The sequence below is a fragment of the Bradyrhizobium sp. Mp19 genome, from assembly GCF_029952935.1.
Taxonomy (GTDB): Bacteria; Pseudomonadota; Alphaproteobacteria; order Rhizobiales; family Xanthobacteraceae; genus Bradyrhizobium; species Bradyrhizobium elkanii.
Map to the genome: position 1 here is coordinate 20257 of NZ_JASAUT010000051.1, position 26871 is coordinate 47127.

Here is a 26871-nt window from a genome sequence, read left to right on the forward strand (position 1 = left end):
GCGTAGCTTACCCCTTGCGAGTTCAGTGGTTGAGAGTTTGTGAGTACGCCATGACAGAACCCCATCGCCCGAGGGTGAAATACGTCATCGGGCCTGACGGCAGCCCGTTAACGATTGCGGATTTGCCGGCCCCCGGTACCAAACGGTGGGTCATCCGCCGCAAGGCCGAAGTCGTCGCTGCGGTCCGCGGCGGCCTGCTCTCCCTCGAGGAGGCCTGCAGCCGCTACACATTGACCGTCGATGAATTCCTTTCCTGGCAGTTCTCGATCGACCAGCACGGTCTGGCCGGGCTGCGCACCACCCGCATCCAGCAATATCGGCAGTAATTCGGCGCCGATCCTGTGGCATTTGACGAAAACCGGCCTCGCCTTGCGAAGCCGGTTTTTTTCATGTCCGCGATTTTGCCGCGGTCCTTAACCTTCGTTAACCATATGGAAACCATACCCTAGGCAATATTTGCCCAGTCGGACCCGCGCGGGCCGAATCCCTGGGGGCCGTTGGTGCAAAGTCTGGTTGCTTTCCTGAGAGGTCTTGGTGCGGCCCGCCTCGCGGCCATGGTTGCGGTCACCGCGGCCCTGATCGGCTTCTTCGCTTTCGTCATCATGCGCGTCACGACGCCACAGATGACCACCCTCTTCACCGACCTGTCGACCGAGGATTCCTCTGGAATCATCAAGGAGCTGGAGCGCCAGGCGATCCCGTTCGAGCTGCGCAATGACGGCGCCGCGATCATGGTGCCGAAGGACAAGGTGACGCGGCTCAGGATGAAGCTCGCCGAGGGCGGCATGCCCAAGGGCGGCGGCGTCGGCTACGAGATTTTCGACAAATCGGATGCCTTGGGCACCACGAGCTTCGTCCAGAACATCAATCATCTGCGGGCGCTGGAGGGCGAGCTCGCCCGCACCATCCGTGCCATCGACCGCGTCCAGGCCGCGCGCGTCCACCTCGTGCTGCCGGAGAAGCCGCTGTTCTCGCGCGAGACGCCCGAACCATCAGCTTCGATCGTGCTCAGGGTGCGCGGCGCGCTGGAGCCGCAGCAGATCCGGGCGATCCGCCACGTCGTCGCCTCCGCGGTCAACGGGCTGAAGCCGCAGCGGGTCTCGATCGTCGACGAGGCCGGCCAGCTGCTCGCCGACGGCGCCCAGTCTGATGCCGACGCCGCGGTTGGCGATGAGCGCCGCGCCGCCTTCGAGAAGCGGATGCGCAAGCAGGTCGAGGACATCGTCTCCTCGGTGGTCGGCACCGGCCGCGCCCGCGTCCAGCTCTCCGCCGACTTCGACTACAACAAGATCACCCAGACCTCGGACAAGTTCGACCCCGAAGGCCGGGTGCTGCGCTCGACCCAGACCCGCGAGGAATCGAGCCTCACCGCCGACAATTCTGGCCAGGTCACCGTCGCCAACGAGCTGCCGGGCAGCCAGAACCAGGACAATGCCGCCCGCGCCCGCGACCAGAGCAAGAAGAGCGAAGAGACCAACAATTACGAGATTTCCCGCACCACCAAGACCGAAGTGACCGAGGCCGGCCGCGTCAACCGCATCTCGGTCGCGGTGCTGGTCGACGGCAGCTACTCCAAGAACGAAAAGGGCGAGCTGGTCTATCAGGATCGCACCAAGGAGCAGCTCGACCGCATCGCCGCTTTGGTCCGCTCCGCGATCGGCTTCGACCAGAAGCGCGGCGACCAGGTCGAGGTCGTCAACCTGCGCTTCGCCGAGCCGCCCGCCGCGCAGCCGATCGCCGAGCCGACCGGCCTGCTCGGCATGCTGCAATTCACCAAGGATGACGTGATGTACGTCATCGAGCTCGGCGTCATGATGATGCTCGGCCTGGTCGTGCTGTTCATGGTGGTCCGTCCGCTGGTCAAGCGCATCGTCGCGGCCGACGTCATTCCGGCGCTGACCGGCGCGGGCATGCCCGCGCTGGCCGAAGCGCCCGAGAGCACCGGCACGCCTGGTCAGGCGCTGATCCCGAGCGGCAGCGGCGCGGCGCAATTGATCGACGTCGCCCAGATCCAGGGTCAGGTCCACGCCCAGGCCGTGCATCGGGTCGGCGAGCTCGCCGAACGCAATCCGAACGAAACCGTCTCCATCGTCCGTCAATGGCTGAGCGAGCCGGTAGAGAACTGACATGGCCGCCGTACCCCAGACCACCAACGCCAACGACATCGCCACCGTCCTCTCGACGCTGGCAAACCGGCAAAGCGCCCGGCCCAAGGGCAAGCCGTTGCCAGGCCCGAAGCGCGCGGCGATCCTGATGCTCGCGCTCGGCGAGCAGTATGGCGGCAAGATCTGGTCGATGCTCGACGACGAGGAAGTCCGCGAGCTGTCGGTCCACATGTCGACCCTCGGCACCGTCGAGGCCGACGTGGTCGAGGACCTGATGCTGGAATTCGTCTCGCGGATGTCGGCCTCGGGCGCGCTGATGGGCAATTTCGACGCCACCGAACGGCTGCTGCAGCAATACCTGCCGGCCGAGCGCGTCTCCGGCATCATGGACGAGATCCGCGGCCCGGCCGGCCGCAACATGTGGGAGAAGCTCTCCAACGTGCAGGAAGAGGTGCTCGCCAACTACCTCAAGAACGAATACCCGCAGACCATCGCCGTGGTGCTGTCGAAGCTGAAGCCGGAGCACGCCGCGCGCGTGCTCGCGATCCTGCCCGAGGACATCGCGCTCGACGTGGTCGGCCGCATGCTGCGGATGGAGGCGGTGCAGAAGGAAGTCATCGAGCGCGTCGAGCAGACGCTGCGCACCGAATTCATGTCGAACCTGTCGCAGACCCGCCGCCGCGACGCCCATGAGGTGATGGCCGAGATCTTCAACAATTTCGACCGCCAGACCGAGACCCGCTTCATCACCTCGCTGGAAGAGGAAAACCGCGAATCCGCCGAGCGCATCAAGGCGCTGATGTTCACCTTCGACGATCTGATCAAGCTCGATACCGCCTCGGCCCAGACGCTGATGCGCAACATCGACAAGGACAAGCTCGGCGTCGCGCTGAAGAGCGCCAACGAGGAGGTGCGCAGCTTCTTCCTCGGCAACATGTCCTCGCGTGCCGGCAAGATGCTAATGGACGACATGGCCGCGATGGGCCCGGTGCGGCTGCGCGATGTCGACGAGGCGCAGGCGCTTCTGGTCAACCTCGCCAAGGACCTCGCCGCTCGCGGCGAGATCACGCTGACCAAGAACCGCGCCGACGACGAGCTGGTGTATTGATGGCCGCGCCCGCAAAATTCCTGTTCGACACGGATTTCTCGGCGCCGGACCGCGCGCGCGAACGCGCGCCGACGCCGGCCGAGGTCGCGCAGAAGGTCGCCGATGCCGAGGCGCGGGCCTATCGCGCCGGCTACGAGGCCGCGCTGCGCGAGGCCAAGGTCGAGAGCGACCGCCGCGCCGCGCAGGCGCTCGAGGAGATCGGCACCGCGATCAAGGGCATCGCGGCGCGCTTCGCCGGCATCGAGACGCGGATGGAGACCGAGGCAGTGGACGTCGCGGTGGCGGTCGCCCGCAAGCTTTGTTCCGAGCTGATCGCGCGGGAGCCGCTCGGCGAGATCACCGCGCTGGTCTCTGACTGCTTCTCGCATCTGGTGGCGACGCCGCATCTCGTGGTCCGCATCAATGACGCGCTCTACGAGGCGGCGCATGACAATATCGAGCGGATGGCGGCGGACTCCGGCTTCCAGGGCCGGCTGGTGATCCTGGCCGAGCCGACGATTGCGACCGGCGACTGCCGGATCGAATGGGCCGATGGCGGCGTCGTCCTGGAACGCGCCGCGATCGAAGGCAAGATCAACGAACTCGTCGGGCGCTATCTGGCGTCCCGCGGCCAGGCCGGCTGAAGGCGATTGAGGGCTGAACCATGAGCGACACCGACACCCAAGTCCCGCTTCCCGATCTCAACTCCGCCGAGGCGCCCGGGATCGACGACATCGGTTACAACGAGGATGAGCATGCCGCCCGCATCGCGGCCGATCTCGAGGCCGTGTTCGACGTGCCGGTGCAGGTCTCGGCGGTGCTCGGCCGCTCCAAGATGGACGTCGGCGACCTCTTGAAGCTCGGACCGGGCACCGTGCTCGAACTCGACCGCCGCGTCGGCGAGGCGATCGACATCTACGTCAACAACCGCCTGGTGGCGCGCGGCGAAGTGGTGCTGGTGGAAGACAAGCTCGGCGTGACCATGACCGAAATCATCAAGGCAGAACGCTCTTAACAACTCAGGCGGTAGCGCGCGGAACCTGCGCGACCAGACGAACAGGAGATCATCATGCGGCTTCTCATCGTTGGCACCCTGAAGGGCCAGCTCACCACCGCGACCAAGATCGCGATGGACAACGGCGCCTCCGTGACCCACGCCGAGGCCGCCGAACAGGCGATGAACGTGCTGCGCGGCGGCAAGGGCGCCGACCTCCTGCTGGTCGACGTCGGTCTCGACATCCGCGACCTCGTGATGCGGCTCGACGCCGAGCACATCCACGTGCCGATCGTCGCCTGCGGCATCTCCAACGACGCCCGCGCCGCGGTCGCCGCGATCCATGCCGGCGCCAAGGAATACATCCCGCTGCCGCCGGATCCCGAGCTGATCGCAGCGGTGCTGGCCGCGGTCGCCAACGACGCGCGCGATTTGATCTACCGCGACGAGGCGATGGGCCGGGTGATCAAGCTGGCGCAGCAGATCGCAGGCTCGGACGCCTCCGTCATGATCACCGGCGAGTCCGGCACCGGCAAGGAAGTGCTGGCGCGCTACGTCCATTCCCGCTCGGCCCGCGCCAAGCGGCCGTTCATCTCGATCAACTGCGCCGCGATCCCCGAGCACCTCCTGGAATCCGAGCTGTTCGGCCATGAGAAGGGCGCCTTCACCGGCGCGGTGGCGCGCCGCATCGGCAAGTTCGAGGAAGCGACCGGCGGCACGCTGCTGCTCGACGAAATCTCCGAGATGGACGTTCGGCTGCAATCCAAGCTGCTGCGCGCGATCCAGGAGCGCGTGATCGACCGCGTCGGCGGCACCAGGCCGGTCCCGGTCGACATCCGCATCATCGCGACCTCGAACCGCAACCTGTCGGAGGCGGTGCGCGAAGGCACCTTCCGCGAAGACCTGCTGTTCCGCCTCAACGTCGTCAACCTGAAGATTCCGCCGCTGCGCGACCGCCCGGCCGACATCCTCGAGCTGGCGCAGCATTTCGCCAGGAAATATGCCGAGGCCAACGGCATGCCGGTCCGTCCGATCTCGACTGATGCCCGCCGCGTCCTGACCGCGAACCGCTGGCAGGGCAACGTCCGCGAGCTCGAGAACACCATCCATCGCTCGGTCCTGATGGCGCAGGGCGACGAGATTGGTGCGGACGCGATCCTGACCCCCGACGGCGACCGGCTCGACCTCGCCAAGACCGCACCTGCGGTTGCGCACGCGACGCTTGCCGCCGAGCAGGTCACCCGCGCGCTGGTCGGCCGCACCGTCGCCGATGTCGAGCGCGACCTGATCCTGGAAACGCTGAAGCACTGCCTCGGCAACCGCACCCATGCCGCCAACATCCTCGGCATCTCGATCCGCACGCTGCGCAACAAGCTGAACGAATATGCCGACGGCGGCATTCCGATCACCCCGGCCGGCAATGGCGCGCCCGACTATCAACGGATGGCGAACGCCGGCTGAGGACCGCGAGCGGCAGGGTGCTCCTGCCGCGACTAAAGGCAATTGCGCCTGCGAGTGCTCACCATTGAGCCCGGCAGGCATATCGGCATGCACAGCCACAAGGACCGACCATCGGTTGTTTATTTCCCCTGCAGGGCGCGGACACAGTTACCCGCGATGATGGCAGTTCGCAGACCTTCCACCCGGGGGACACGACCGGTGAGCCCGGGACCACGTTGCATTGGCATAAGAATGATGGAAAGGACGACATCGTCCTTGTCACCGCCGACATCGTCAAGGCGGAGCCATCCAAATAGGGCGCCGCAAACAGTTAGAAGCTTCCGTTCTTGATCGCGATGCTCCGTGCTTGCGCAGCTGACCGAGTTTTGCTGCGTATTCTCAATTTCGGCGAGGTCCCCTTATGGAAGATGGCAAGCGGCGTCTGCTTTGGCGCGGGATGTTCCTTTTTCTGCTTGGCTTGCTGACCGGCTTCGTTGAAGCGAGCTTTCAAAACCAACGCATGGGACTTGCGGCACATCTTGAAAGTGTCATGAACGGCACGTTTGTTATTGCGCTGGGCGCCATATGGTCCGAAGTGAAATTGCAGACGCGCCAGAAAGCGATAACTTATTGGACAGTGCTGTACGGCACGTATGGCAATCGGGCCTTCACGACCCTGGCGGCGATCTTTGGGACGGCCGCGCTCTCGCCGATTACCGCTGCCGGTCACAGCGGTCGGCCATGGCGAGAAGCGCTTGTGACGCTTGGGTTCATCTCTGTCGGGCTGACCATTGTATTGGCTTCAGTCACGGTGCTGTGGGGACTGCGAAGGTCTGCGGTAAGTGAGGCCGGCCTATAGTCGACGGTCGAGGACGGCTTAGTCCGGTTTTGGCCCGAATCCGACGAACTCGAAGACTTATCTCAGGGTCGTCTGACAGGGATCAACCTCGACCGCGCCGGCCGCCAATTCCGTGTCTGCCCCTCCGAAAAAGGGGTAAAGTGCCCCAGGGTCACATCCGAGGAGCAACAACATGACCCTACAAATCCCCGAGGTAATTCCCACCAGGTTCGACCGGCGTGTCTTCGCGATCATGGGCAACACGATGCCACCCCGAGATCCTGATGACGACGAAGAGGACGAAGAGCAAGACGACGAAGAGAACCGAACCGACGAACCGCCAGTCGTGCGCGAGCCGGACGAAGACTGAGCAGGATGCTTATGATTGTCGTAGCCTGAGCTTCAGAGAACGTGATCCCCAGCCTACGTGCAGCGCGCTGGCGCGTCCGGCGGCTTTCAAGGTCGTTCTAATTCCGAGAGCAGCGGGCAGACGTTGAACGGACCGCGGTTCCCGGCGGAGCAACCTGTTGGCGTTCACTGGTGCAGGAGGAGAGCATGACCCTCATATGGCTTGGTGTGCTCCTTGTTTTCGGCGGCGTGCTCCAGATGGCGTATCAGCCAATCTGGCGAGGCCGATTCAGCGGTGGAAGGTGGCTTCGCTCGGGGCGTGACACGCTGGAACCTGAAAGACCGGGTAGCGGTTTCGGCATCAAATCGAATTGGCCTGGACTTGTGATGGTCGCGCTTGGCGGCGCTTTCTTGCTAGCAGGAGCTGCCGTCTGAGTTGGACGAATGTCTCAGGCGATGCCCGTTATCTAGCCCGGCCATGTGCTAGAGCCATGTCTGCGACCTCCGGCGACGTCCGCTATTCCGCTGCTATGGGCGGGCAAGCGGACATCAGTCGTCCCCTTACCCTACCGATTTATGAGTACATGGCCTGCCGCGCCTCACGAATAGCTTGGGGCGTCGGGCTTGCGGAAGATCCGGATCGGATCGCCGGGCGTGATGTCGCGACCGGTGAACGTCACATAGGCATAGAGCGCGAGATAGGCGACGGCGATCGCACCGACGAGATAGAACAACCAGGTTCCCACGCGCTTCATCGAACGGTCACCTCTCCGAAACATCCGCGCCATTTAATGCGCCGATTGGGAAAGCGCCACGGCCAACATGCCGCGCCGGCCTCGGCGCCGTTCATCCCTTGAATCTTGCGGCAGGTTGCCTTATTCAATCTCTTATAAGTCGGATCGTAGCCATGTCGTTCTGTGAGCCAAGGAGTTGCCAGACATATTTGTCTTCCTAAGACCGCTTGGCCTCCGACTTGCCGATGCAAGGCCTCAGCCTGACGATTCCGGAGGGCGTCGGCACCACCGCGATCATCACCCTTAACGTTCCGAATCCCTACGCCACGGGCAACGATATTCCGGGCGGCGTGTTCGGCGTCACCGTCAACGGCACGGTCTCGCCGGTCGTCGCAAGCTTCACCTATAACGAGACCCCGTCGAGCTTTGGCCGTATCCCGACCACGCTCGTCGTTGGCATTCCGCTGGCCAATGCAGCTCAAACCGTCCAGGCTGTATGGGCTGGCGTCCGCGGCAGCAATGTGATCATCGACAGCCCGGCATCGCTGAGCGCAGTTTTCTAAAGTCCGATCCGGATAAGCACGGCGCGCTAGCGCGGCCCTCGCACATGAACATGACGCGACGGCAGGCTGACCTCAGCCAGCCGTGCGGCGTCTTCCTCATGGTCGATCGCGACATACTCGCCGTGCCAATACGCCAGCGCGGCGGTACGCTCCGACGCGATCACGTCGAGCACGCGGCCGATGACGATCACGTGCGAATGCCGTTCGATGGTCTCCTCGACCTCGCAATCAACCGCGGCGAGCGCGCCGACCAGCAGCGGGACGCCTGACGCGCGCGTCGTCCACTCGGCCCCGGTGAAGCGGTCCGCGCCCTTCAGGCCGCCCTTGCCGGTGAAGCGCTCGGCGATGTCACGCTGATCCGCGGCCAGGATGTTGACGCCGAACACGCCATGGCGCGCGATCAGCGGCCATGACGAGGCCGCGCGGTTGATGCTGACGATCAGGGACGGCGGCTCGACCGAGAGCGACGACACCGAGGTCACCGTCATTCCCGAAATATCCTTAGCCCGACCGGCCGTGATCACGCTGACGCCGCCGGTGAGGTGACGCATCGCGCCGCGGAATTCGGCGGCCGCAACCGCGGGCTCGATCGAAACATTGCGGACGATGGAATTCATGGCGACCTCACAGACTGTCTTCGCTGCCCTCGAGCAGATGCTTCAGAATCTCGCCCTCCAGCGCGGCGAGTTCGGCCGACCCGCGCCGGCGCGGCCGCGGCAGGTCGATCGTGACATCCTCGGCGATGCGGCCGTCCTCGATGACCAGCACGCGGTCGGCGAGCGCGACCGCCTCGGCGACGTCATGCGTCACCAGGATCGCGGTGAAGCCCTGGTCGCGCCAGACCCGCTCCAGCAATTGCTGCATCGATATCCGGGTCAGCGCGTCGAGTGCGCCGAGCGGTTCGTCGAACGCCAGCGCGCGCGGCTGGCTGACCAGCGCCCGCGCCAGCGCCACGCGCTGCTTCTGACCGCCCGAGAGGACCGACGGCCACTGGGTGCGCTTGTCGCCGAGGCCGACCTCGACCAGCGCGCGCTCGGCGCGCGCCTGTGCATCAGCAGACGAGCGCTCACGCCCCAGCCCAACCTCGACATTGGACAGCACGCGCGCCCAGGGCAGCAGCCGCGGCTCCTGGAACATGACGCGGACATCCTGCGCTCGGGGCTGTTCGCCGAACGCGATGCTTCCCGCCGTCGGCGCGTCGAGGCCGGCGATCAGACGCAGCAGCGTGCTCTTGCCGCAGCCGCTGCGGCCGACGATCGCGACGAACTGGCCGGCCGGGATGTGCAGGTCGATGCCGCGCAGCACCTCATTGTCGCCGAACGCCTTGCGCAGGCCGCGGATGGTCAGCGACAGGCCGCGGGCCGCGCCTTCCGGCACGCGCCGCAACTGCCGCGCCTTCACGACGATCTCGGTGCGGTCGACCGGCTCGGCTTCAGCGGTTTCGAAACGAAGCGCTTCTTGCATTCTCATTCTCACTTCTTCTGGAAGGCGGGATGCCACGACAGGGTCAGCCGCTCCAGCGCCCGCGAGGCGCTGTCGGCGAGCTTGCCGAGCAAGGCGTAGATCAGGATCGAGAGCACGACGACGTCGATCAGCATGAACTCGCGCGCCTGCATCGCCATGTAGCCGAGGCCCGACGAGGCCGCGATGGTCTCGGCGACGATCAGGGTCAGCCACATGATGCCGAGCGCGAAGCGCAGGCCGACGAAGATCGAGGGCAGCGCGCCGGGGAAGATCACCCGGCGAAACAGCTCACCGTCGGTCATGCCGTAGATGCGGCCCATCTCGATCAGCTGCGGATCGACGGTGCGGATGCCGTGCAGCGTGTTGAGATAGATCGGGAAGAACACGCCGAGCGCCACCAAAAACAGCTTTGCCGACTCGTCGATGCCGAACCACAGGATGACGAGCGGGATCAGCGCCAAATGCGGAATGTTGCGCACCATCTGCAAGGTGGTGTCGGTGAGCTTTGCCGACAGCTGCGACAGCCCGTTGGCGAGGCCGAACGCAAAGCCGATGCCGCCGCCGATCAGAAAGCCGATCGAGGCGCGCCAGAAGCTGACCCAGATGTTGCGGACCAGTTCACCGGACAGCAGCAGCTTCCATCCCGCCGCCGCGACGTCAGTCGGCGCCGGCAATACCCGCGAGGGCACGTAGCCGGTGACGCAGGCGAGCTGCCACACCAGCACGATCGCCAGAGGCACGATCCAGGGGATCAAGCCGTCGACCTTCGGGAGTTTCGGGGCGCCGACGCGCGGGAGACTGTCGATAAGACTCATGATTGCGATGCCTGCTTCTGCGGACGGTAGTCGTTGCCGATGGTCTCACCGAACGGCCCGGTGTTGACGCGGATCGGCGTCACGTTGCCGCCCTGCGCCAGCGACAACAGCGGGAACACCAATTCGGCGAAGCGATAGGCTTCCTCGAGATGCGGGTAACCCGACATGATGAAGGTATCGACGCCGATCTCCTGATACTCCTTGATCCGCGCGGCGACGGTCTCGGGATCGCCGACCAGCGCGGTGCCGGCCCCGCCGCGCACCAGGCCGACGCCGGCCCACAGGTTCGGGCTGATCTCGAGCTTGTCGCGCCGGCCGCCATGCAGCTGCGCCATGCGCTGCTGGCCGACCGAATCCATTCGCGCAAAAATCTTTTGCGCGGCGGCCACCGTGTCGTCGGTCACGTACTGGATCAGCTCGTCGGCGGCGCGCCACGCTTCCGCATTGGTCTCGCGCACGATCACATGCAGGCGGATGCCGAACGAGAGCTTGCGGCCGCGCTGCGCCGCCACCGCCTTCACCTTGGCGATCTTCTCGGCGACCTGCGCCGGCGGCTCGCCCCAGGTGAGATACTTGTCGACGGTGTCGACCGCGACGTCGATGCCGGCATCCGAGGAGCCGCCGAAATACAGCGGCGGCCGCGGCGACTGCACCGGATTGAACAGCAGGCGGCCGTCCTCGATCCGGATGTGCTTGCCTTCGACATTGACGGTCTTGCCCGCCAGCAGATCGCTGTAGACGTTGAGGAACTCGCGGGTCACCGCGTAGCGCTCGTCATGATCGAGGAAAATGCCGTCGCCCTTGTTCTCGATCGGATCGCCGCCGGTGACGACGTTGATCAGCAGGCGGCCGTTCGACAGCCGGTCCAGTGTCGCGGTCATGCGTGCGGCGACGCTCGGCGACTGCAAGCCGGGCCTCACCGCCACCAGATAGCGCAGGCGTTCGGTCCAGGGCGCGACGGCCGAGGCCACCACCCAGGAATCCTCGCAGCTCCGCCCGGTCGGCAGCAGCACGCCGTAATAGCCGAGCTGATCCGCGGCCTGCGCGATCTGGCGCAGATAATTGAAGTTCACCTCGCGGCCGCCAATCGACGTGCCGAGATAGCGGCTGTCGCCGTGGGTCGGCAGGAACCAGAGGATGTTGGCGTTGGTTGGGGTGCTCACGTGCCCGGCCTCCATGCGACGTCGGAAATCTTGATTTGTTTCGGGATCAGGCCGAGCGCGAAGAACGTGTCGGCGACCTGCTGCTGGTCCGCGACCACGGCATCGGTGACCGGCTTGATGCCGTAGGCCTGCCGCTTCAGCGCGACCTCGACCACCGGCACCGACAGGCCGATGCTCGGCGCCAGCTGCTCGGCAACGGCGTGGATATCGCCCTTGGCCCAGTCATCGACCTCGCTCAGCTGCGCCAGCACGAGCTCGACGATCTTCGGATCGGCCTGCAGGAATTTCTTCGAGGCGAAGTAGAACTGATAGTTCGCGACGATGCCGGTGCCGTCGGCGACGGTGCGGGCGCCGGTCGCAGCTTCGGCCGCGGCCTGGAACGGATCCCAGATCACCCAGGCATCGACCGCGCCGCGCTCGAACGCCGCGCGCGCGTCGGCCGGCGCCAGGAACACCGGCTCGATCTCGGAATATTTGACGCCGGCCTTCTCCAGCGCCTTCACCAGGAGATAGTGGACGTTGGAGCCCTTGTTCAGCGCGACCTTCTTGCCCTTCAGGTCGGCGACCGACTTGATCGGGCTGTCCTTCGGCACCAGGATCGCCTCGCCCTTCGGCGCCGGCGGCTCGTAGGCGACATACTGGATCGGCGCGCCGGCAGCCTGCGCGAAGATCGGCGGCGCCTCGCCGGTGTTGCCGAAATCGATCGCGCCGACATTGAGCGCTTCGAGCAGCGGCGGCCCGGACGGAAACTCGGTCCACACCACCTTGGTGCCGACCGCCTTCAGCTTTTCCTCGAGCGAGCCCTTGCTCTTGAGCAGCACCAGCTTGCCGTATTTCTGGTAACCGATGCGGACGACCTTCTCCTGGCCGTAGGAGGCGCTGACGGTTGCGGCGACGATGCTGAGCGACAGCACCGCGCGGGCGACCCAGCGTCGAAATAAACGCGTCATGGGACTATCCTCTGCATTGAAATGACCAAACGTGCGCCGATCAGGTCTGGGGATTGCGCCAGACGATGTCGCGGATCGCGATCTGCTTCGGGATCAGGCCGAGCTTGAAGAAGCGGTCGGCGACGCCCTGCTGGGTCGCGATGATGTCGTCGGTCACGGGTCCGACCGAGAAGCCCGCCCGCTTCGCCGCGATGGTCTGGATATCGAGCGGCACGCCGGTGACTGCGGCCAGCGATTTGGCGACCTCGTCGGGATGCGCCTGCGCCCATGCCGCGCTCGACGTCGTGACATCGACGATCTGCTGCAGGACCGCGCCGCGATTGCGGGCGAAGTCGCGGTTGGCGATGTAGAACGAGTTGGTCTTGGTGATGTCGCGCGTCTTGACCAGAATGCGGCCGTTCTGCTTGGTCTCGGCGATCGCGAAATACGGATCCCAGATCGCCCAGGCATCGATGCCCCCATTGGCGAAGGCGGGACCGGCGTCTGGCGGCGTCAGATAGACCGGCGTGATGTCGTCATAGGTGAGCCCGGCCTTCTCCAGCGTCTGGATCACGACGTTATGGGCGCTCGATCCCTTGGTGAAGCCGACCCGCTTGCCTTTGAGATCGGCGATTGACGTGATCGCCGAATTCTGCGGCACCAGGATGCCGGACCCGTTGATGATGGGCTGAGCCGCGGCATAGACGATGGCGGCGCCCGCGGCCTGCGCGAAGATCGGCGGGGAATCGCCGACCGCGCCGTAATCGACGCTGCCGACATTCATCGCTTCCATCATCGGCGGGCCCGAGGAGAACTCGACCCATTTCACGCTGATGCCCTGCGGCTTGAAATGATTTTCCAAGGCCTCGCGCTGGCGCGTGATAACGAGCACGCCGTTCTTCTGGTAGCCGATACGAATTTCCTTCGCGTCCGCCTGCGCCTGCGCACCGCGTGACAGCGCAGCGGCGGCGGCTGTGACGAGCGACAGCTGGAGGAACTCACGACGCTTCATTCCAAAACTCTCCTGACGATCAAGCGCGCTATCGCGCTGCACGATCATGCGATGTCAGGATGATGGGGCGCGCGAATGAAGCTGTCGAGCACCGCACAAAAATAGCGATGCCAGCACTTAGGTGCTGGCATCGCGCGTGCCGTTTCTTTTAAGGCACGGATCGCGCGTAGCGAATTATTTTCCTCACGGAAACGCGAGGTCGCTGTACAGAAGCGTTTTCGAGCGAAGTGGGTACCGGTTCGCGTAAAAAAACGCGTCCAACAAGAATCTGGAACATCGGCTCTGATTATCAGAGCCGATGCTCCAGCAATCGATCAGCCGGCGGCGGCGGCTTTCGAGCCGACATTGACCGCGAGTTTACCATAGCGGTCCGTGAACGCCTGGGTGTCGATCTCCTCGAGCTGGATCGAGCCTTCCAGCACGCCCTTCTTCCAGGCATCGTGCTCGGGATCGTGCTGGAACTCCGGCATCACTTCCTTGGCGAACAGCTCGAGCGACTCGCAGATGTGCTCATGCGTGTTCTTGCCGGCCTGGTTGAGCAGGATCACCTGATCGATATGCGAGGAACGGAAGCGCCGCAGCTTCTTGCGCAAGGTCTCGGGCGAGCCGATCAGGCCGCCGCGCAGCGCGGCCTCCTGCGCCTCCGGATTGTCGCGCTTCCACTTGTTGTACTCGTCCCACATGTTGACGGTGCCGGGCGCCGGCCGCTGCCGGTTCTGCGCCTGGCCGTAATAGCGCAGCGCGAACTGGAAGAAGGTTGCGCCGTCGGCGCGCCTGCGGGCTTCCTCGTCGGTCTTCGCGCACATGAAGAACGAGACCAGCGCCATGTTCGGATTGATCTCGTAGTCGGCGAGCTTGTTCAGCCGCTTGGTGATCGCGTTGTAATAGGCGTGCACCCAGGCATGCGCCGCCTCGGCGCTGACGAACTGAAAGCCGAGCGCGCCAAACCCGTTCTGCCCGGCGCGTTCGATGGTCGGCAATTGCGAGCACGCCATCCACAGCGGCGGATGCGGCTTCTGCACCGGCTTCGGCACGACATTGCGCAAGGGTATATCGAAATAGTTGCCGTGATGCTCGGTGCCGACCTTGGTGAACATCGGGAAGATCGCCTGCACGGCTTCCTCGAACACCTCGCGCTTGGTCTCCATGTCGCGGCCGAACGGCGTCAGCTCGGTGATCGAGGCGCTCTCGCCCATGCCGAACTCGCAGCGGCCGTTGCTCAAGAGATCGAGCACCGCGACCCGCTCGGCGACGCGGGCCGGATGATTGGTGGTGAGCTGGAAGATGCCGTGGCCGAGCCGGATGTTCTTGGTGCGCTGGCTCGCGGCGGCAAGGAAGGATTCCGGCGCCGGCGAGTGCGAATATTCCTCGAGGAAGTGGTGTTCCACGACCCAGGCGTAGTCGTAGGCGAGCCGGTCGGCGGTTTCCAGTTGCGTCAGCGCGTTCTGGTAGAGCCTGAGCTCGTCGCCGTCGTTCCAGGGGCGCGGCAATTGCAGCTCGTAAAAGATGCCGAATTTCATGGAGTCACTCCCAAGGTCGCTTGCTCGACCACGTGTCGTGGTCCCGACCGCTTGTTGTTTTGGGGCAGTCTAGTGGTGCCCCGGATCAAGTCTAGCCTCGGGGGCGAAACCCCAATTCCGCACAGCGGGAGATGGCTTGATCGGAACGCATGAATGTTTAGCTTGTGCTGGCCTGAGTCGCGGCGCTATCGGTCGCGCGCTCACTTTTCCGAAAGCTCATGACCACCTTCACGCCGCATCAGGACACTGCGCTGAAAGCCGTCGCCGACTGGCTGAAGGCCAAGCCCGGCCAGAACGGCACGCCGCCTGTGTTCCGCCTGTTCGGCTATGCCGGAACCGGCAAGACCACGCTCGCCCGCCACATCGCCGAAGGCGTCGACGGCGAGGTGAAGTTCGCGGCCTTCACCGGCAAGGCGGCGCTCGTCATGCGCAACAAGGGCTGCGACAGCGCCTCGACGATCCATTCCCTGATCTACCGCGCCCGCGAGTCCGGCGTCGAGCAGCCGAGCTTCGAGCTCTGGGACGACGCGCCGGCATCGAAGGCGAAGCTGATCGTGATCGACGAGTGCTCGATGGTCGACGCCGAGCTCGGCCGCGATTTGATGTCGTTCGACTGCCCGCTGCTGGTGCTCGGCGATCCCGCGCAATTGCCGCCGATCCAGGGCGGCGGCTTCTTCACCGATGCCGAGCCCGACGCGATGCTGACCGAGGTGCACCGCCAGGCGCAGGACGATCCGATCGTGCGGATGTCGATGGATATCCGGGAGGGCCGCGAGCTCGAGATCGGCCGCCACGGCGAGAGCGAGGTGGTGTCGCGCAAGGAGCTCGATCCGGACCGCGTGATGAGCGCCGACCAGGTGCTGGTCGGCCGCAACAACACCCGCCGCGCCTACAACATGCGGGTGCGGCAGCGGCAGAACATCGAGGATCCGCTGCCGGTTGCCGGCGACAAGCTGGTCTGCCTGCGCAACAACCGCAAGAAGGGCCTGTTCAACGGCGGCCTGTGGCGGGTCAAGGCGCGCGCGCAGTCGAAATCCAAGATCATCACCATGCGCGTGATGCCGGACGAGGACTTCGGCTACAAGGTCACCAAGGTCTCGGTGCGCGGCGAATGCTTCGACGGCGGCGTCGAGGGCGTGCCGTGGGAGCAGCGCAAGCCCTATGACGAGTTCGACTACGGCTACGTGCTGACCGTGCACAAGTCGCAGGGCTCGCAATGGGACGACGTCGTGCTGTTCGACGAGAGCTTTGCGTTCCAGGACTCGCGCGCGCGGTGGCTGTACACGGGGATTACGCGGGCAGCGAAACGGCTCAGCGTGGTGGTGTGACGCCGTCATTCCGGGATGGTGCGTAAGCACTAGACCCGGAATCTCGAGATTCCGGGTTCGATGCTTTCGCATCGCCCCGGAATGACGTTCTCCTTCTCACGAAACCGTGTGGCCGGCGCCGTAACAAAACGCCCCCTCGCCCGTATTTTGAAGCGTCGGAGCCGCCGGCCTGATTGGCCAATGGCGGCTCCCGCTCTAGACTGGCCCCAATTGCGATCCCACGAGGAACCCATGCCCAAAAGCTCCCTCAGCCGCCTCTCGCTTTGCGCCGCCGCGATCGGCGCGCTGGCCGTCACAGCTTTTGCCGTTGCGCCCTCGCTTGCCGCCGAGGACGCCGTGATCATCCCGCCGCCGGCCGCGAGCGCGCCGGAAACCGGCATCAAGACCGCGGTGCTGGCCGGCGGCTGCTTCTGGGGTGTGCAGGGCGTATTCCAGCACACCGCCGGCATCGTCAGCGCGGTGTCCGGCTACTCCGGCGGCAGCAAGGCAAACGCCGATTACGAGAAGGTCTCGACCGGCACGACCGGCCATGCGGAATCGGTCGAGATCAAGTACGACCCGCAGAAGATCTCCTACGGCAAGATCCTGCAGATCTTCTTCTCCGTCGTGCACGACCCGACCCAGCTGAATCGGCAAGGCCCCGATTCCGGCACGCAATATCGCTCGGCGATCTTCACCACCAGCGACGAGCAGAAGAAGGTCGCGGACGCCTATATCGCCCAGCTCAACGCCGCCAAGGTCTACAAGAAGCCGATCGTCACCAAGGTCGGCGCGCTGGAGGCGTTCTATCCGGCGGAGGGCTACCACCAGGACTATCTGACGCTGCACCCGAACCAGCCCTATATTGCCTATAACGACATCCCGAAGGTCGAGAACCTGAGGAAGATCTTCGCGGAGAACTACATCGAGAAGCCGACGCTGGTGGGCAGCACCAAGGTCACCAACTGAGGCGACGCTTCCCGTCATTGCGAGCGAAGCGAAGCAATCCATAGTGCCGCAAGCGGATAGATGGATTGCTTCGTCGCTTCGCTCCTAGCAATGACGATCAAACCGAGGAGGTTGAATGTCCGATACCAAGACCGACGGCAAGGTCCGCAAGAGCGAGGCCGAGTGGCGCAAGGAATTGACGCCGATGCAGTACGCCGTGCTGCGCGAGAAAGCGACCGAGCGGCCTTTCACCGGCGAATACGAGCATGATCCCCGCAAGGGCACCTATGTCTGCGCCGGCTGCGGGCAGACGCTGTTCGAGTCCGACCAGAAGTTCGATTCCGGCTGCGGCTGGCCGAGCTTCTCCAAGCCCTCGGTCGAGAGCCATGTCGACGAGGAGCGCGACATGAGCCACGGCATGATCCGCACCGAGGTGCTGTGCTCGAAATGCGACGGCCATCTCGGCCACGTCTTCAACGACGGCCCCGGCCCGACCGGCCTGCGCTACTGCATCAACTCGGCGGCGCTGAAGCTCGACGAGAAGAAGTAACGCCGCCCACCACGCCGCGCCCCACGCGACCAACAGGCCGGTCGCGTGGGGCTTCGTTTTGGCTCCGGCCCCCGGCAACATCCTCGTGATCGGCTGACGGCCTTAACGACTCGCAGGCCGGAATGTGCTTTGCTCGGTGTTCGCGGGGCCGTAGGCGTCTCGCCGTGCGGCTGCCGCCTGTTCTGAGGAGGGCGCCATGTCGCTTGGACTGATCCTCATCATCCTTTTGCTGATTATCCTGCTGGGCGGCTATAGCGGCCGAATTCGCGGCTATGGCTATGGCCTCGGCCACTCCGGAATGGGCCTTTTCGGGGTGATTTTGATCGTGGTCGCGATCCTGGCCTGGCTCGACAAGATTTGAGAGCCATAAGTCATTGAAACAAAATGACTTATCTGGCCGGTGCCCGTGCTATGCGCGGATTCAGCATGTGCCCTGTCAGGGGCTCTTCTGGGGTCGCATTTTTGTCAAAGAGGCCTATATTAGGGGTCGAAATGACATGTACGGCGCGCCGCCGATAATAGGCCGCCGTCCCCCAAAATCCCTTTCGCAACGCCAACTGAAAAGAACACAAGAGGTCGTCGACCATGCGTCCCCTGCGTCCGTTCAACTATAACACATCCGCCGAACTGTTCCCTGCCGCGATCCGCAAGAAGAAGCGGGCGGGTTTCGCCTACCGCCGTTTCGGCACCGCTGCCGAGGCCGTGCAGTTCGCGATGGAGCAGCTGCCGGCGGACTCGCTGAACGGCGCCTATCTCCAGGTCGAGGAAGCCCGTTTCGACCAGAACGGCATCCGCTCGCTCTATGAGAGCGAGGCCTTCCCGCTGCCGCGTCGTCCGCGCCCGGCCGCCAGCCAGACCGACGCTGACGCCGCATAAGCTTTCTGCTCTTCGCTCAACGAAAAGCCCTCGGATCGATCCGGGGGCTTTTGTTTTGAGAGGGATTTATTTGCGCATGATCTGACCGGAAAACCGCTGCACACTTTTCCGGATCATGCGCGCCTCGGCTGCTTGTCGAGCCAGCGCCGCAGCATCCGCACATTGCGGATATTGGCGCGGAACATCACGTCGAAGGCATCGCCCGCCACCGGCACCATGCCGATCACGCCGTCGACGGCGACGTTGGCGAGCATCCGCGCGGTGATGTGCCAGGGCGCGCCCAGCAACCGGGCCTCACGCACCAGCCACAGCGAGATCGCGGTGGTGATGATATCGCCGACCACGGGGATCAGGCCGATCAGCCCATCGATGCCGTAGCGCACATTGGTGCCCGGCACGATGAAGGCGACGTCGAGCAGCTTTGCGATCATCTCCAGCCGCGCCAGCCGCTGCTCGCGGGTCAGATTGCCGAACGGATTGGCGGTGGAGTTGCGGAAGTCGAACTGGAAGCCTTCCTGAAAGGCTCCCTGAAAACCTTGGAACTGCGGATGCAGCGGGCCATCGGCGAGCTCGCGCCCGTCCTGGTCGATGACCTTGCTGCGCGCCTGCGCGCCGCCAAAAGGCGGCCGCGATCGCGCGGCGTGGGGCGTGAAGATGTCGTCCTCGGGCATGGCCATCACATGGTAACGCAGGCAGGCGGTTCAAGTTGCGTCACATTACCACTGTGTCACCTTCAAGGCCTGTTACCTCAAGGCTCTGCCGTGCTCGCGTTCAGTAGACGCCCTTGTTCATGGTTCTAAGGCGCTGCGCCAGCGTCCGCATGACCTTCAGGGCAAAATGCGGCGTCTGGCTCACGAGGAAGAGAAACTGCTTTTCCGAGACCGGGACGAGCTCGACATCCGTGAGCGCCGTGGCGGTCGCGCTCCTCGGCTCGTTGTCGATCAACGCCATCTCGCCAAAGATCGTGTCGGGCGCCAGGTCCGCCATGGTCTTGTTGCCGACCTGAATGCGCACATAGCCGCTCTTGATCACGAAGAGCTCGTTGGCCTGCTCGCCCTCGCGAAAGATCACGCCGCCGGCCCGGACCAGGCGCGTTTCGATACTGTTGCCCGTCAGAAGGCTGAAGCTTGCATCTGCCACTCGAAATTCCTTTCCCCGAATCCGGACGCAGATCCCGTACGTCCCCGGTCGTCTGCAGCGACGGCTGAAATCAATGCGCGAACACAGAATAGAGCAGGCCCGAGATCGGCATCGCCGCTGCCCCGGGCGGCCGCGGGTCGCGAGGACGACGCGGGCATGACATTGGGACTACGTTTGCGTGACGATGATATGACAGTTATGTGAAGTGCGCTGGCCCTCCGGCCGTCTGGTGCGCTGACAAGACTACTGCAACGGGTGATCTATTCCGCGCCGTGCGTTAAGCGCGGCCCTGTCCGATCCCGATGCGATCATTCGCCGTTTGGTCAGACGTCGCCGATCGCGATTTCTGCTTTTCCCTTGGTGATGAGTAGACGCCTAGTGCTGCGAAGCCGGCTGCGCCGGCGCGTGCAGCTCTTCGGCATATTTGTGCGCCAGCCAGGACGTGATCACGCCCGGGATGAAGCCGACCATTCCGTACAGGATGAACTGCACCGCGCCGCTCTCGGAGCCGTGCGAGGCGTAGGTCAACGCCGCGCCAACGAACGCCACCGCGCCGACGAGCAGCATCCGCACCACCGGCGCGATCCGCCTCACATGCATCAGGATGTCGTCGATCGCACCGAACATCAGCGACGGCACGATGCCGAACAGATAATTGTATTGCAGCGACTTCACGAACACGACGAGCAGCTTGGTCACCTCGCCGCCACTGGTCTCGGTCCAGTAGCCGGACTGATAGGTGGTCATGAGCAGCAGCAGGAAGCCGCCGATGAACGGACCGATGGCTGCGAAGATCAGATAGCGTTTCATGGCGTCCCCTTGCCCGACGTCAGCCAAGTGTAACGCGGTCGCGCGACGGTTCTAGGGAAAAATCGAAAGCCGCGGCGATGTTCCGGAGCGCTGCGCGTCGAATGCGCTGCAACAGCCGCAGATCTTGCTGCGATACGGAATCGCCCGGACGAAGCTGGGCGATGACATTGCTGGCAACGAAGGCGAGAGCTAACGCCGCTACTCACCCCACGCGGCGAACGCCTCGTTGAAGGCTCGCTCGCCGGGGGCGCCCTTTTCGATCGCGATGATGGCGCGGCGCTGGTTGGTGTAGACCAGCGGCACGTCGAACCACGAGCGCTCCTTCAGGAGTTGCAGATTGCGCGAGCGGTCGGCGTCGACATTGGAGAGGCCGACCAGGAAGAAGCCGTCGGTGACCTTGACCGCGAGCCCGGCCAGCGGCGTGCCGCGCGCCTGCTCATTGGACTTCATCAGGATGCCCGGCACGTTGCCGACGCCGCCATTGGCGAAATCCTGCGGCAGGATGAAGGTCAATTCCGCGGTATGGCTCGCCGGCAACGATGAATCGGTGTTGCGGCGGAACGACATCGTCATCTTGAACTTGCGATCCGGGATGTCGATGTCGGCGCGCACGGCGATGTCGGGCTTCTGGTTGCCCGATCCCTTGACCTGCTCGGTGCGCCAGACCACCGAACCGACATACTGCTTGCCCTTCGGATCCGACGGGTCCTCGTCATACAGCACCACGCGCTGCGCCACCGGGGCGACCGTCTCGCCCGACGACGAGGGCTGGCCGACGCGGTCGGTGATCTTCTTGCTGGCAGGCGTCGACGCGGCATCCTTCGGCGCCTCGACCGGGGCTGAGGATTTGAACAGGCTGCTGACAAGGGTCGTGGCCTGCTGCCGGAACAGGATGCCGGTGCCGACCAGGATCAGCAGGATGCCGATCACGATCGCGGTCTTGAACGGGAACATCGACCCGACGCGCGGCGGCTTCTTCGGCTCGCGCTCGCCATTGCCGCCCCGCGACCGCTGCGGCGGCGGACCCTGCGGCGGCTGCGGGGTGTAGCGCTCGGCCTCCTCGATCGACTCGTCGTAGGAATACGGCGCCTCGGGATCGCCACCGCGATTCTCCAGGCTCGGCTCGAGCCGGTCGAATTCCGGCGAGGGCGACGGCACGTTGGCGTAGGTCTTGCGCGCGTTGCGGCTGGCTTGCGCCGCGGCACGGCCGAGATCGTCGGCGTCGGCGGTGATGTCGCGGAAGCCGCGCACGCCCGGCGCGGCCGGCGGCACCGGCGGCGGCGCGCCTTCCGGACCGCGGCGGGGCGGGCCCGGCCGGGGCGGCGGCGCCTGGGTCTCGGGACCGGGCGGGTTCTGCGGCCGCGGCGGGGCCGGCGGCGGCGCGTCGGGGCGCAAATTGCGCGGCGGACGGGGGTCGGCCGGGGGCCGCGGGCGCGCGGCAGTGTCGGCGGGACCGGGCTCGGGCGGCCGGGCATTGGCGCGGCTGCCGCGGGCAGCGGCCGCGCCACCGGGACGCGAGGCCTCGCGGGCGCGCTGCGCGGCTTCGGACTCGACCTTGCGAACCGCCTCCTCCAGCGACAGCCGTTCGCGGGTGATCTCGGATTCGGAGAGCGGCGGCTGCACGCCGCGAAGCTGCTGGATCAACGCCGTTCGCGCCCGCGCATACAGCGCACGGCGGGCTTCGCCGGGGGCGTTGGGGTCCAATCCGGCGATGGCGCGGGCGATCAGCGGGTAGTAGTCAGCCATTTCCACACAATTGGAGGGATATAGGTAATATCCCGTTAAGCCTCGAACGGATTCTGTACCAGAATAGTATCTTCACGTTCCGGGCTGGTGGACAGCAGGGCGATCGGACACCCCACCAGTTCCTCGACCCGGCGAACGTATTTGATGGCCTGGGCCGGCAGGTCCGCCCAGGACCGGGCATTGGCCGTCGGCTGCTTCCAGCCCTCGATGATCTCATAGATCGGCTCGACCCGGGCCTGTGCGCCCTCGCCCGCCGGCAGATGGTCGATTTCCTTGCCGTCGAGCTTGTAGCCGATGCAGACCTTGATGCTGTCGAACCCGTCGAGAATATCGAGCTTGGTCAGCGCCAGCCCGGCAATTCCGCAGGTACGGACAGTCTGTCGCACCAGCATGGCATCGAACCAGCCGACCCGGCGCTTGCGCCCGGTATTGACGCCGAATTCCTTGCCGCGACGGCCGATTTCCTCGCCGATCTCGTCGTTCAGCTCGGTCGGGAACGGACCCTGGCCGACCCGGGTGGTGTAGGCCTTGCAGATACCCAGCACATAGCCGACCGCGCCCGGGCCGAGGCCGGTGCCGGTCGCGGCCTGTGCCGCCACCGTGTTGGACGACGTCACATAGGGATAGGTGCCGTGGTCGACGTCGAGCAGCGCGCCCTGCGCGCCCTCGAACAGGATGCGCTTGCCCTCGCGGCGCTTGAGGTCGAGCAGCCGCCACACCGTCTCGGCATAGGGCAGCAGCTTCGGCGCCAGCGCCGAGAGCTCGCTCAGGATGCCCTTGCCGTCGATCTCCTGCAGATTGAGGCCGCGGCGCAGCGCATTGTGATGCGCCAGCAGGCGTTCGATCTTGTGCGGCAGGGTGTCGAGGTCGGCGAGGTCCATCAGGCGGATGGCGCGGCGGCCGACCTTGTCCTCATAGGCCGGGCCGATGCCGCGGCGGGTGGTGCCGATCGAGGTGATGGCGTTACCGGATTCGCGCAACGCGTCGAGCTCGCGATGCAGCGGCAGGATCAGCGTGACGTTCTCGGCGATCCGCAGATTGTCCGGTCCAACCGCGACGCCCTGCCCCTTCAGCTTGGCGACCTCGTCGAGGAAGGCCTGCGGATCGAACACCACGCCATTGCCGATCACCGCGAGCTTGTTCGGGCGCAGCACGCCGGAGGGCAGCAGCGCCAGCTTGTAGGTCTCGCCATTGATCACGAGCAAGTCGGATCGTAGCCATGTCGTTCTGTGAGCCAAGGAGTTGCCAGACATATTTGTCTTCCTAAGACCGCTTGGCCTCCCGACCCTATGTGAGCCAAGGAGTTGCCAGACATATTTGTCTTCCTAAGACCGCTTGGCCTCCGACTTCAGGTGTTTTCAGACCATGATCGCGGCGAAAACGCGTCCGCCCACTGCGATCTGCATTGATATGCCCAGCCTAAATCGCGGCGCCCGGCCGCGCGCACGCAAGGCGCCTACCGGATAAAGGAAGCGGATCGGCTGCGCAAGCAAGAAGGGGCCCGTTTACGCCTTTTAGACGAGCTACAACCCTTTGATATCCCCATTAAATTCCATGCTGCGCCCGGCCGCGCCGGGCTGGCGGGAATTTAATGTTACGGCAACGTGACGCCAGACGTGCTGCGGATTGATCGCAGCTCTTATTACGGCGATCATTCACCTAGATTAACCGGCAGGGTCCATGCCCAATTCGACACAAGCGACGATGGCGCTGCGCAAGCTCGGCATTGCCTTCAAGCTTCACACCTATGTCTACGATTCCAGCGCCGAGAGCATCGGGCTGCAGGCGGCCGAGGCGCTCGGCGTCGACCCGAACCGCATGCTCAAGACGCTGATGGCGGAGGTCGACGGCAAGCCGGTCTGCGCCGTGGTGCCGTCCGACTGCGAGGTCAGCATGAAGAAGCTTGCCGCCGCCCTCGGCGGCAAGTCGGCCAGGATGATGCGCCCAAGTCGGATCGTAGCCATGTCGTTCTGTGAGCCAAGGAGTTGCCAGACATATTTGTCTTCCTAAGACCGCTTGGCCTCCGACTTCCCACGTCACCGTCTTCGTCAATGGCGGCCAGCGCGGCCTGCAGATCGAAATCGATCCGAACGACGCCGCGCTTGCCGCCGGCGCCATGATGAAGCCGCTGGTGGCGACGCAGGACTGAACCTGCGCAAGACTGATCCTACGCAAGACTGATCGGAAGACCGATCGCCGCGATCAATGCGAGGACTTGTCCCTCATGAACTCCGCGCCGACGAAGTCGGACAGACCGGATAATTCCTCCGCCGAAATATCGTTGACGTTGAGCCGCAGCTGCATGATCGCGAGGTCGAGCAGATGCGCGGCGAAGCTTGCGCCGGCAGCCCTCACGATGCTGCGCTGCTCGATCAAGACAGCGATGACGTCGCGCAAACTGCGCACTTGCACTTGATCCATGGCCCTTTGCCCGGCGCTGGCCGTTGTTAGCTGAGTTGTCATTGGGATACCGATTGTAGTGTGCTGATGGACGCCGCACCCACGGTTGGGATGTACGGCAGATGCTCGGCTTCGTCGCCGAGATGCGGGATGCGCGAGCGCGTCTCGCGGATTTCGATGTCGATGGTCATCGGCGGGGGAATCAGCGTCACCGAGGCTTTCGGCCACGGCGCCGGATTCGGGCTGACGCCGGTGAAGCGATAGGCCGCGGCGATCTCGAGCGCGAGCAGTTGCAGCTCGAGCATCGCAACCCCCATCCCGGCGCAGGCGCGCGGACCGGCGCCGAACGGGATGTAGGCGTCGGTGTTGTAGCGCCGCGTCATCAGGAAGCGGTCCGGATCCTCGAAATGCCTGGGATCGCGCTGCAATTGCCAGGGGCAGATCAGAAGCGAGGTGCCAACCTTGAGATCGCGCCCGCCGATCGTCACCGGCTGCATCACCTCGCGCGAGAACCACCAGGCGCTGGGATAGAGCCGGCAGACCTCCTTGACCAGCGTCGCGCTCAGATTGGCGCGCTTCACCGCGTCAAGTCGCAGCTCGCCGTCGTCGCCGAGGCACTCCGCCGCCTCGTCGGCAATCTCGTCCATCAGGGCGGGATCGGCAGCCATCTGGTAGAACATCCACGCGGCAGTCGAACCTGTGGTGTGATGGCCGGCCAGCAGCAATGTCAGGATCTCGTCCTCGAGATCGCGATCGGTCAGGCCGAGTGCCTCGAGATCGCGCAGCGCGCTGCTCGAACCCGCCTTGCGGCGCAGGCGTTGCACCACCGTCGACATCGCAAGCTTGGCACAGACCCGGTTCTTGCGCCGCCGATACCAGGCCACCGGACCGAACGGCAACGCGCGGAACATCTCTTCCGCCAGATCGTCCTCGATCGCGCCCACCGCCTGAACGAGGGCTTCCTCGTCGCCGGACGACATCACCTGGGAGCCGAAGATCGCGACGCAGATCGTCCGCAGCGCCAGCATTGCGGTGACATGGTGCGGATCGAACGATCCGAGCCGCGCCAGGCTGGCGCCGACCGCGCGGATCTCGGCGCACATATGCGGCAGGAATTTCTCGACGCTGCCCTTGGCCATGTGCTTCTGCAGCACCGTCCGCCGCCGCTTGTGCTCCTCGCCGCTCAGCATCAGCGAGCTGCGGCCGAGCACCGGCGAAAGCTTCTTGATCAGCTTGCCCTTTCCGATGTCGGTCTCCGGCGCCTTCAGGATCGGGCGCAGCAGATCGGGATCGTTCACCAGGAAGACGGGAGCGGGACCGAGCCGCAGCGGCACCAGCCCCAGCGCGGACTCGTTGCCGCGCGTCAACAGCAGACGCAGCGGATCACGCTGGAATGCTCGAACGTCCGAGAACATGTGAGGCATCGTGGATCTCCAATTGCCGTCCAAGGTCGAGGAATTTGGTCAGGCCGGGATTGGCGGCGAGACCGAGCGGGATTTCTCCGGCGAGCGCCGTCAGCGGGCGGCCCATGCGATCATTGCCGATCACCTGCGGCGGGCCGTAGCGGCGGGTGCGGATGTCCATGCGGGTGAGAAAACGCTCATAGGAGAGGTCGGCCAGCGCCACCAGCGCCTTCGCTCCGCGCAGCTCGGCGAAGCGGAACATCAGCGCGTAGTTCACGCGCGCGGTCTGCGACCTCGCGACACCAGGCAGCACGCCGAAGCGGCTGATCTCCCAGGCATCGCGACGGCTCGGAAAGCGGCGCACCGCAAGCTGCGGGAAGACCGACGCGGTGAGGTAGGGATAATCGGTGCGGATCGCCCGGAAGCCACCGACGAGCTCGACGCCGGAGAACAACAGGCAGTGCTCGGTATACCAACAGTCGAACTGATCGCGTTCGGCATCCCCGACCGTGGTCAGAAGCCAGCCGCAATGATCGACGAACAGGCGTTTGCGCAGCCGCAACATCGCCCCGACATGCGCCGGATCAAGCTCTTCCCTGGTGATGAGTGCATGATAGCCGTCCAATAAATGCGGCATTATCCCTTCCTCCAAATGCGGAACATCTGGAACGAAAGGGGT

The 26871-nt window shown here is 64.8% G+C and carries 29 protein-coding genes and 2 pseudogenes; 15 read left to right on the forward strand and 16 right to left on the reverse strand.

The genetic code is table 11. The annotated features are described in order from the left end of the window. Nucleotides 1-50: 50 nt before the first annotated feature. From QJT82_RS35485 to QJT82_RS35520, 8 genes are all read left to right on the forward strand, one after another. The gene (locus QJT82_RS35485; protein ID WP_002714638.1) at nt 51-326 is read left to right on the forward strand and encodes a DUF1153 domain-containing protein; all 276 of its coding nucleotides are present in this window, start codon (nt 51-53) and stop codon (nt 324-326) included. Nucleotides 327-500: 174 nt separating this feature from the next. Continuing rightward, nucleotides 501-2126 (forward strand): flagellar basal-body MS-ring/collar protein FliF, encoded by a 1626-nt coding sequence (fliF, locus tag QJT82_RS35490; RefSeq protein WP_028343476.1) that lies wholly within the window; start codon nt 501-503, stop codon nt 2124-2126. 1 nt (nt 2127) lies between these two features. Beyond that, nucleotides 2128-3213 (forward strand): flagellar motor switch protein FliG, encoded by a 1086-nt coding sequence (gene fliG, locus QJT82_RS35495; protein ID WP_018273552.1) that lies wholly within the window; start codon nt 2128-2130, stop codon nt 3211-3213. Then, nucleotides 3213-3836: a FliH/SctL family protein gene (locus QJT82_RS35500; protein WP_028343477.1), complete on the forward strand. Its 624-nt coding sequence runs from the start codon at nt 3213-3215 to the stop codon at nt 3834-3836. The genes fliG and QJT82_RS35500 overlap by 1 nt, the downstream gene beginning before the upstream one ends. Nucleotides 3837-3856: 20 nt before the next feature. Further along, on the forward strand, nt 3857-4207 hold the full coding sequence (fliN, locus tag QJT82_RS35505) for a flagellar motor switch protein FliN (protein ID WP_016844340.1): 351 nt from the start codon (nt 3857-3859) through the stop codon (nt 4205-4207). A 54-nt stretch (nt 4208-4261) separates the two neighbouring features. Beyond that, entirely contained in the window at nt 4262-5647 is a 1386-nt protein-coding gene (locus QJT82_RS35510) for a sigma-54 dependent transcriptional regulator (RefSeq protein WP_028343478.1), read from the forward strand. 400 nt (nt 5648-6047) lie between these two features. Beyond that, nucleotides 6048-6485, forward strand: a complete 438-nt coding sequence (locus QJT82_RS35515) for a hypothetical protein (RefSeq protein WP_028343479.1) — start codon at nt 6048-6050, stop codon at nt 6483-6485. Between the two features lie 172 nt (nt 6486-6657). Next, nucleotides 6658-6834: a hypothetical protein gene (locus QJT82_RS35520; RefSeq protein WP_196238220.1), complete on the forward strand. Its 177-nt coding sequence runs from the start codon at nt 6658-6660 to the stop codon at nt 6832-6834. Between the two features lie 577 nt (nt 6835-7411). On the opposite strand, the gene QJT82_RS35525 is transcribed toward QJT82_RS35520, so the two are convergent. Beyond that, the gene (locus tag QJT82_RS35525) at nt 7412-7567 is read right to left on the reverse strand and encodes a hypothetical protein (RefSeq protein WP_016844338.1); all 156 of its coding nucleotides are present in this window, start codon (nt 7565-7567) and stop codon (nt 7412-7414) included. A gap of 224 nt (nt 7568-7791) precedes the next feature. On the opposite strand from QJT82_RS35525, the gene QJT82_RS35530 reads away from it, so the two are divergent. Next, on the forward strand, nt 7792-8109 hold the full coding sequence (locus QJT82_RS35530; RefSeq protein WP_281446686.1) for a hypothetical protein: 318 nt from the start codon (nt 7792-7794) through the stop codon (nt 8107-8109). Nucleotides 8110-8135: 26 nt separating this feature from the next. Here QJT82_RS35530 and QJT82_RS35535 read toward each other — a convergent pair whose 3' ends face one another. From QJT82_RS35535 to QJT82_RS35565, 7 genes are all read right to left on the reverse strand, one after another. Beyond that, nucleotides 8136-8726, reverse strand: a complete 591-nt coding sequence (locus tag QJT82_RS35535) for a flavin reductase family protein (RefSeq protein ID WP_028343480.1) — start codon at nt 8724-8726, stop codon at nt 8136-8138. Between the two features lie 7 nt (nt 8727-8733). Beyond that, complete coding sequence (locus QJT82_RS35540; protein WP_028343481.1) at nt 8734-9573, reverse strand: ATP-binding cassette domain-containing protein; 840 nt, start codon at nt 9571-9573, stop codon at nt 8734-8736. A gap of 8 nt (nt 9574-9581) precedes the next feature. Next, nucleotides 9582-10388 carry an aliphatic sulfonate ABC transporter permease SsuC gene (ssuC, locus tag QJT82_RS35545; protein WP_028343482.1) on the reverse strand — a complete coding sequence of 269 codons (807 nt, stop codon included), beginning with the start codon at nt 10386-10388 and terminating at the stop codon, nt 9582-9584. Then, nucleotides 10385-11566: an FMNH2-dependent alkanesulfonate monooxygenase gene (ssuD, locus tag QJT82_RS35550; protein WP_035632763.1), complete on the reverse strand. Its 1182-nt coding sequence runs from the start codon at nt 11564-11566 to the stop codon at nt 10385-10387. Before ssuD ends, ssuC begins: the two co-directional genes overlap by 4 nt. After that, complete coding sequence (locus QJT82_RS35555) at nt 11548-12501, reverse strand: sulfonate ABC transporter substrate-binding protein (RefSeq protein WP_028343484.1); 954 nt, start codon at nt 12499-12501, stop codon at nt 11548-11550. Before QJT82_RS35555 ends, ssuD begins: the two co-directional genes overlap by 19 nt. 40 nt (nt 12502-12541) lie before the next feature. After that, a complete protein-coding gene (locus tag QJT82_RS35560; RefSeq protein WP_028343485.1) occupies nt 12542-13492 on the reverse strand; it encodes a sulfonate ABC transporter substrate-binding protein in 951 nt (316 codons plus the stop codon). A 314-nt stretch (nt 13493-13806) separates the two neighbouring features. Further along, nucleotides 13807-15012 (reverse strand): LLM class flavin-dependent oxidoreductase, encoded by a 1206-nt coding sequence (locus tag QJT82_RS35565; RefSeq protein ID WP_028343486.1) that lies wholly within the window; start codon nt 15010-15012, stop codon nt 13807-13809. Nucleotides 15013-15230: 218 nt separating this feature from the next. Here QJT82_RS35565 and QJT82_RS35570 point away from each other — a divergent pair, with 218 nt between their 5' ends. The 5 genes from QJT82_RS35570 to QJT82_RS35590 all read left to right on the forward strand — a co-directional run bounded on the left by QJT82_RS35570 (nt 15231) and on the right by QJT82_RS35590 (nt 18693). Beyond that, on the forward strand, nt 15231-16340 hold the full coding sequence (locus QJT82_RS35570; protein WP_028343487.1) for an ATP-dependent RecD-like DNA helicase: 1110 nt from the start codon (nt 15231-15233) through the stop codon (nt 16338-16340). A 231-nt stretch (nt 16341-16571) separates the two neighbouring features. Continuing rightward, nucleotides 16572-17288: a peptide-methionine (S)-S-oxide reductase MsrA gene (gene msrA, locus QJT82_RS35575; protein ID WP_028343488.1), complete on the forward strand. Its 717-nt coding sequence runs from the start codon at nt 16572-16574 to the stop codon at nt 17286-17288. Between the two features lie 115 nt (nt 17289-17403). Beyond that, nucleotides 17404-17817: a peptide-methionine (R)-S-oxide reductase MsrB gene (msrB, locus tag QJT82_RS35580; protein ID WP_028343489.1), complete on the forward strand. Its 414-nt coding sequence runs from the start codon at nt 17404-17406 to the stop codon at nt 17815-17817. Nucleotides 17818-18013: 196 nt separating this feature from the next. Next, entirely contained in the window at nt 18014-18178 is a 165-nt protein-coding gene (locus QJT82_RS35585; protein WP_016844323.1) for a DUF3309 family protein, read from the forward strand. A gap of 224 nt (nt 18179-18402) precedes the next feature. Further along, the gene (locus QJT82_RS35590) at nt 18403-18693 is read left to right on the forward strand and encodes a hypothetical protein (RefSeq protein ID WP_016844322.1); all 291 of its coding nucleotides are present in this window, start codon (nt 18403-18405) and stop codon (nt 18691-18693) included. A 113-nt stretch (nt 18694-18806) separates the two neighbouring features. Here QJT82_RS35590 and QJT82_RS35595 read toward each other — a convergent pair whose 3' ends face one another. The 5 genes and pseudogenes from QJT82_RS35595 to QJT82_RS35615 all read right to left on the reverse strand — a co-directional run. Beyond that, nucleotides 18807-19370, reverse strand: a complete 564-nt coding sequence (locus QJT82_RS35595) for a DUF4112 domain-containing protein (protein ID WP_028343490.1) — start codon at nt 19368-19370, stop codon at nt 18807-18809. A 94-nt stretch (nt 19371-19464) separates the two neighbouring features. After that, nucleotides 19465-19833, reverse strand: coding sequence for a cyclic nucleotide-binding domain-containing protein (locus tag QJT82_RS35600; protein ID WP_146993002.1), 369 nt, complete (start codon nt 19831-19833; stop codon nt 19465-19467). A gap of 375 nt (nt 19834-20208) precedes the next feature. Then, complete coding sequence (locus tag QJT82_RS35605; protein ID WP_028343492.1) at nt 20209-20643, reverse strand: DUF5413 family protein; 435 nt, start codon at nt 20641-20643, stop codon at nt 20209-20211. Between the two features lie 198 nt (nt 20644-20841). Further along, complete coding sequence (locus QJT82_RS35610; RefSeq protein ID WP_028343493.1) at nt 20842-22389, reverse strand: hypothetical protein; 1548 nt, start codon at nt 22387-22389, stop codon at nt 20842-20844. 35 nt (nt 22390-22424) lie between these two features. Further along, a pseudogene (locus QJT82_RS35615) lies at nt 22425-23591 on the reverse strand (adenylosuccinate synthase); the annotation flags it as partial. Nucleotides 23592-24069: 478 nt separating this feature from the next. Between QJT82_RS35615 and QJT82_RS35620 the strand changes: the two are divergent. Then, nucleotides 24070-24538 (forward strand): annotated as a pseudogene (locus tag QJT82_RS35620) (YbaK/EbsC family protein). A 53-nt stretch (nt 24539-24591) separates the two neighbouring features. On the opposite strand, the gene QJT82_RS35625 reads toward QJT82_RS35620, so the two are convergent. The 3 genes from QJT82_RS35625 to QJT82_RS35635 are packed head-to-tail and all read right to left on the reverse strand — an operon-like array spanning nt 24592 to nt 26829. Further along, nucleotides 24592-24810, reverse strand: coding sequence for a hypothetical protein (locus tag QJT82_RS35625; protein ID WP_028343496.1), 219 nt, complete (start codon nt 24808-24810; stop codon nt 24592-24594). Between the two features lie 38 nt (nt 24811-24848). Further along, nucleotides 24849-26213, reverse strand: a complete 1365-nt coding sequence (locus tag QJT82_RS35630; protein ID WP_245288857.1) for a cytochrome P450 — start codon at nt 26211-26213, stop codon at nt 24849-24851. Continuing rightward, the gene (locus QJT82_RS35635; protein ID WP_051448079.1) at nt 26173-26829 is read right to left on the reverse strand and encodes an acyl-homoserine-lactone synthase; all 657 of its coding nucleotides are present in this window, start codon (nt 26827-26829) and stop codon (nt 26173-26175) included. The genes QJT82_RS35630 and QJT82_RS35635 overlap by 41 nt, the downstream gene beginning before the upstream one ends. Between the last annotated feature and the right edge of the window lie 42 nt (nt 26830-26871).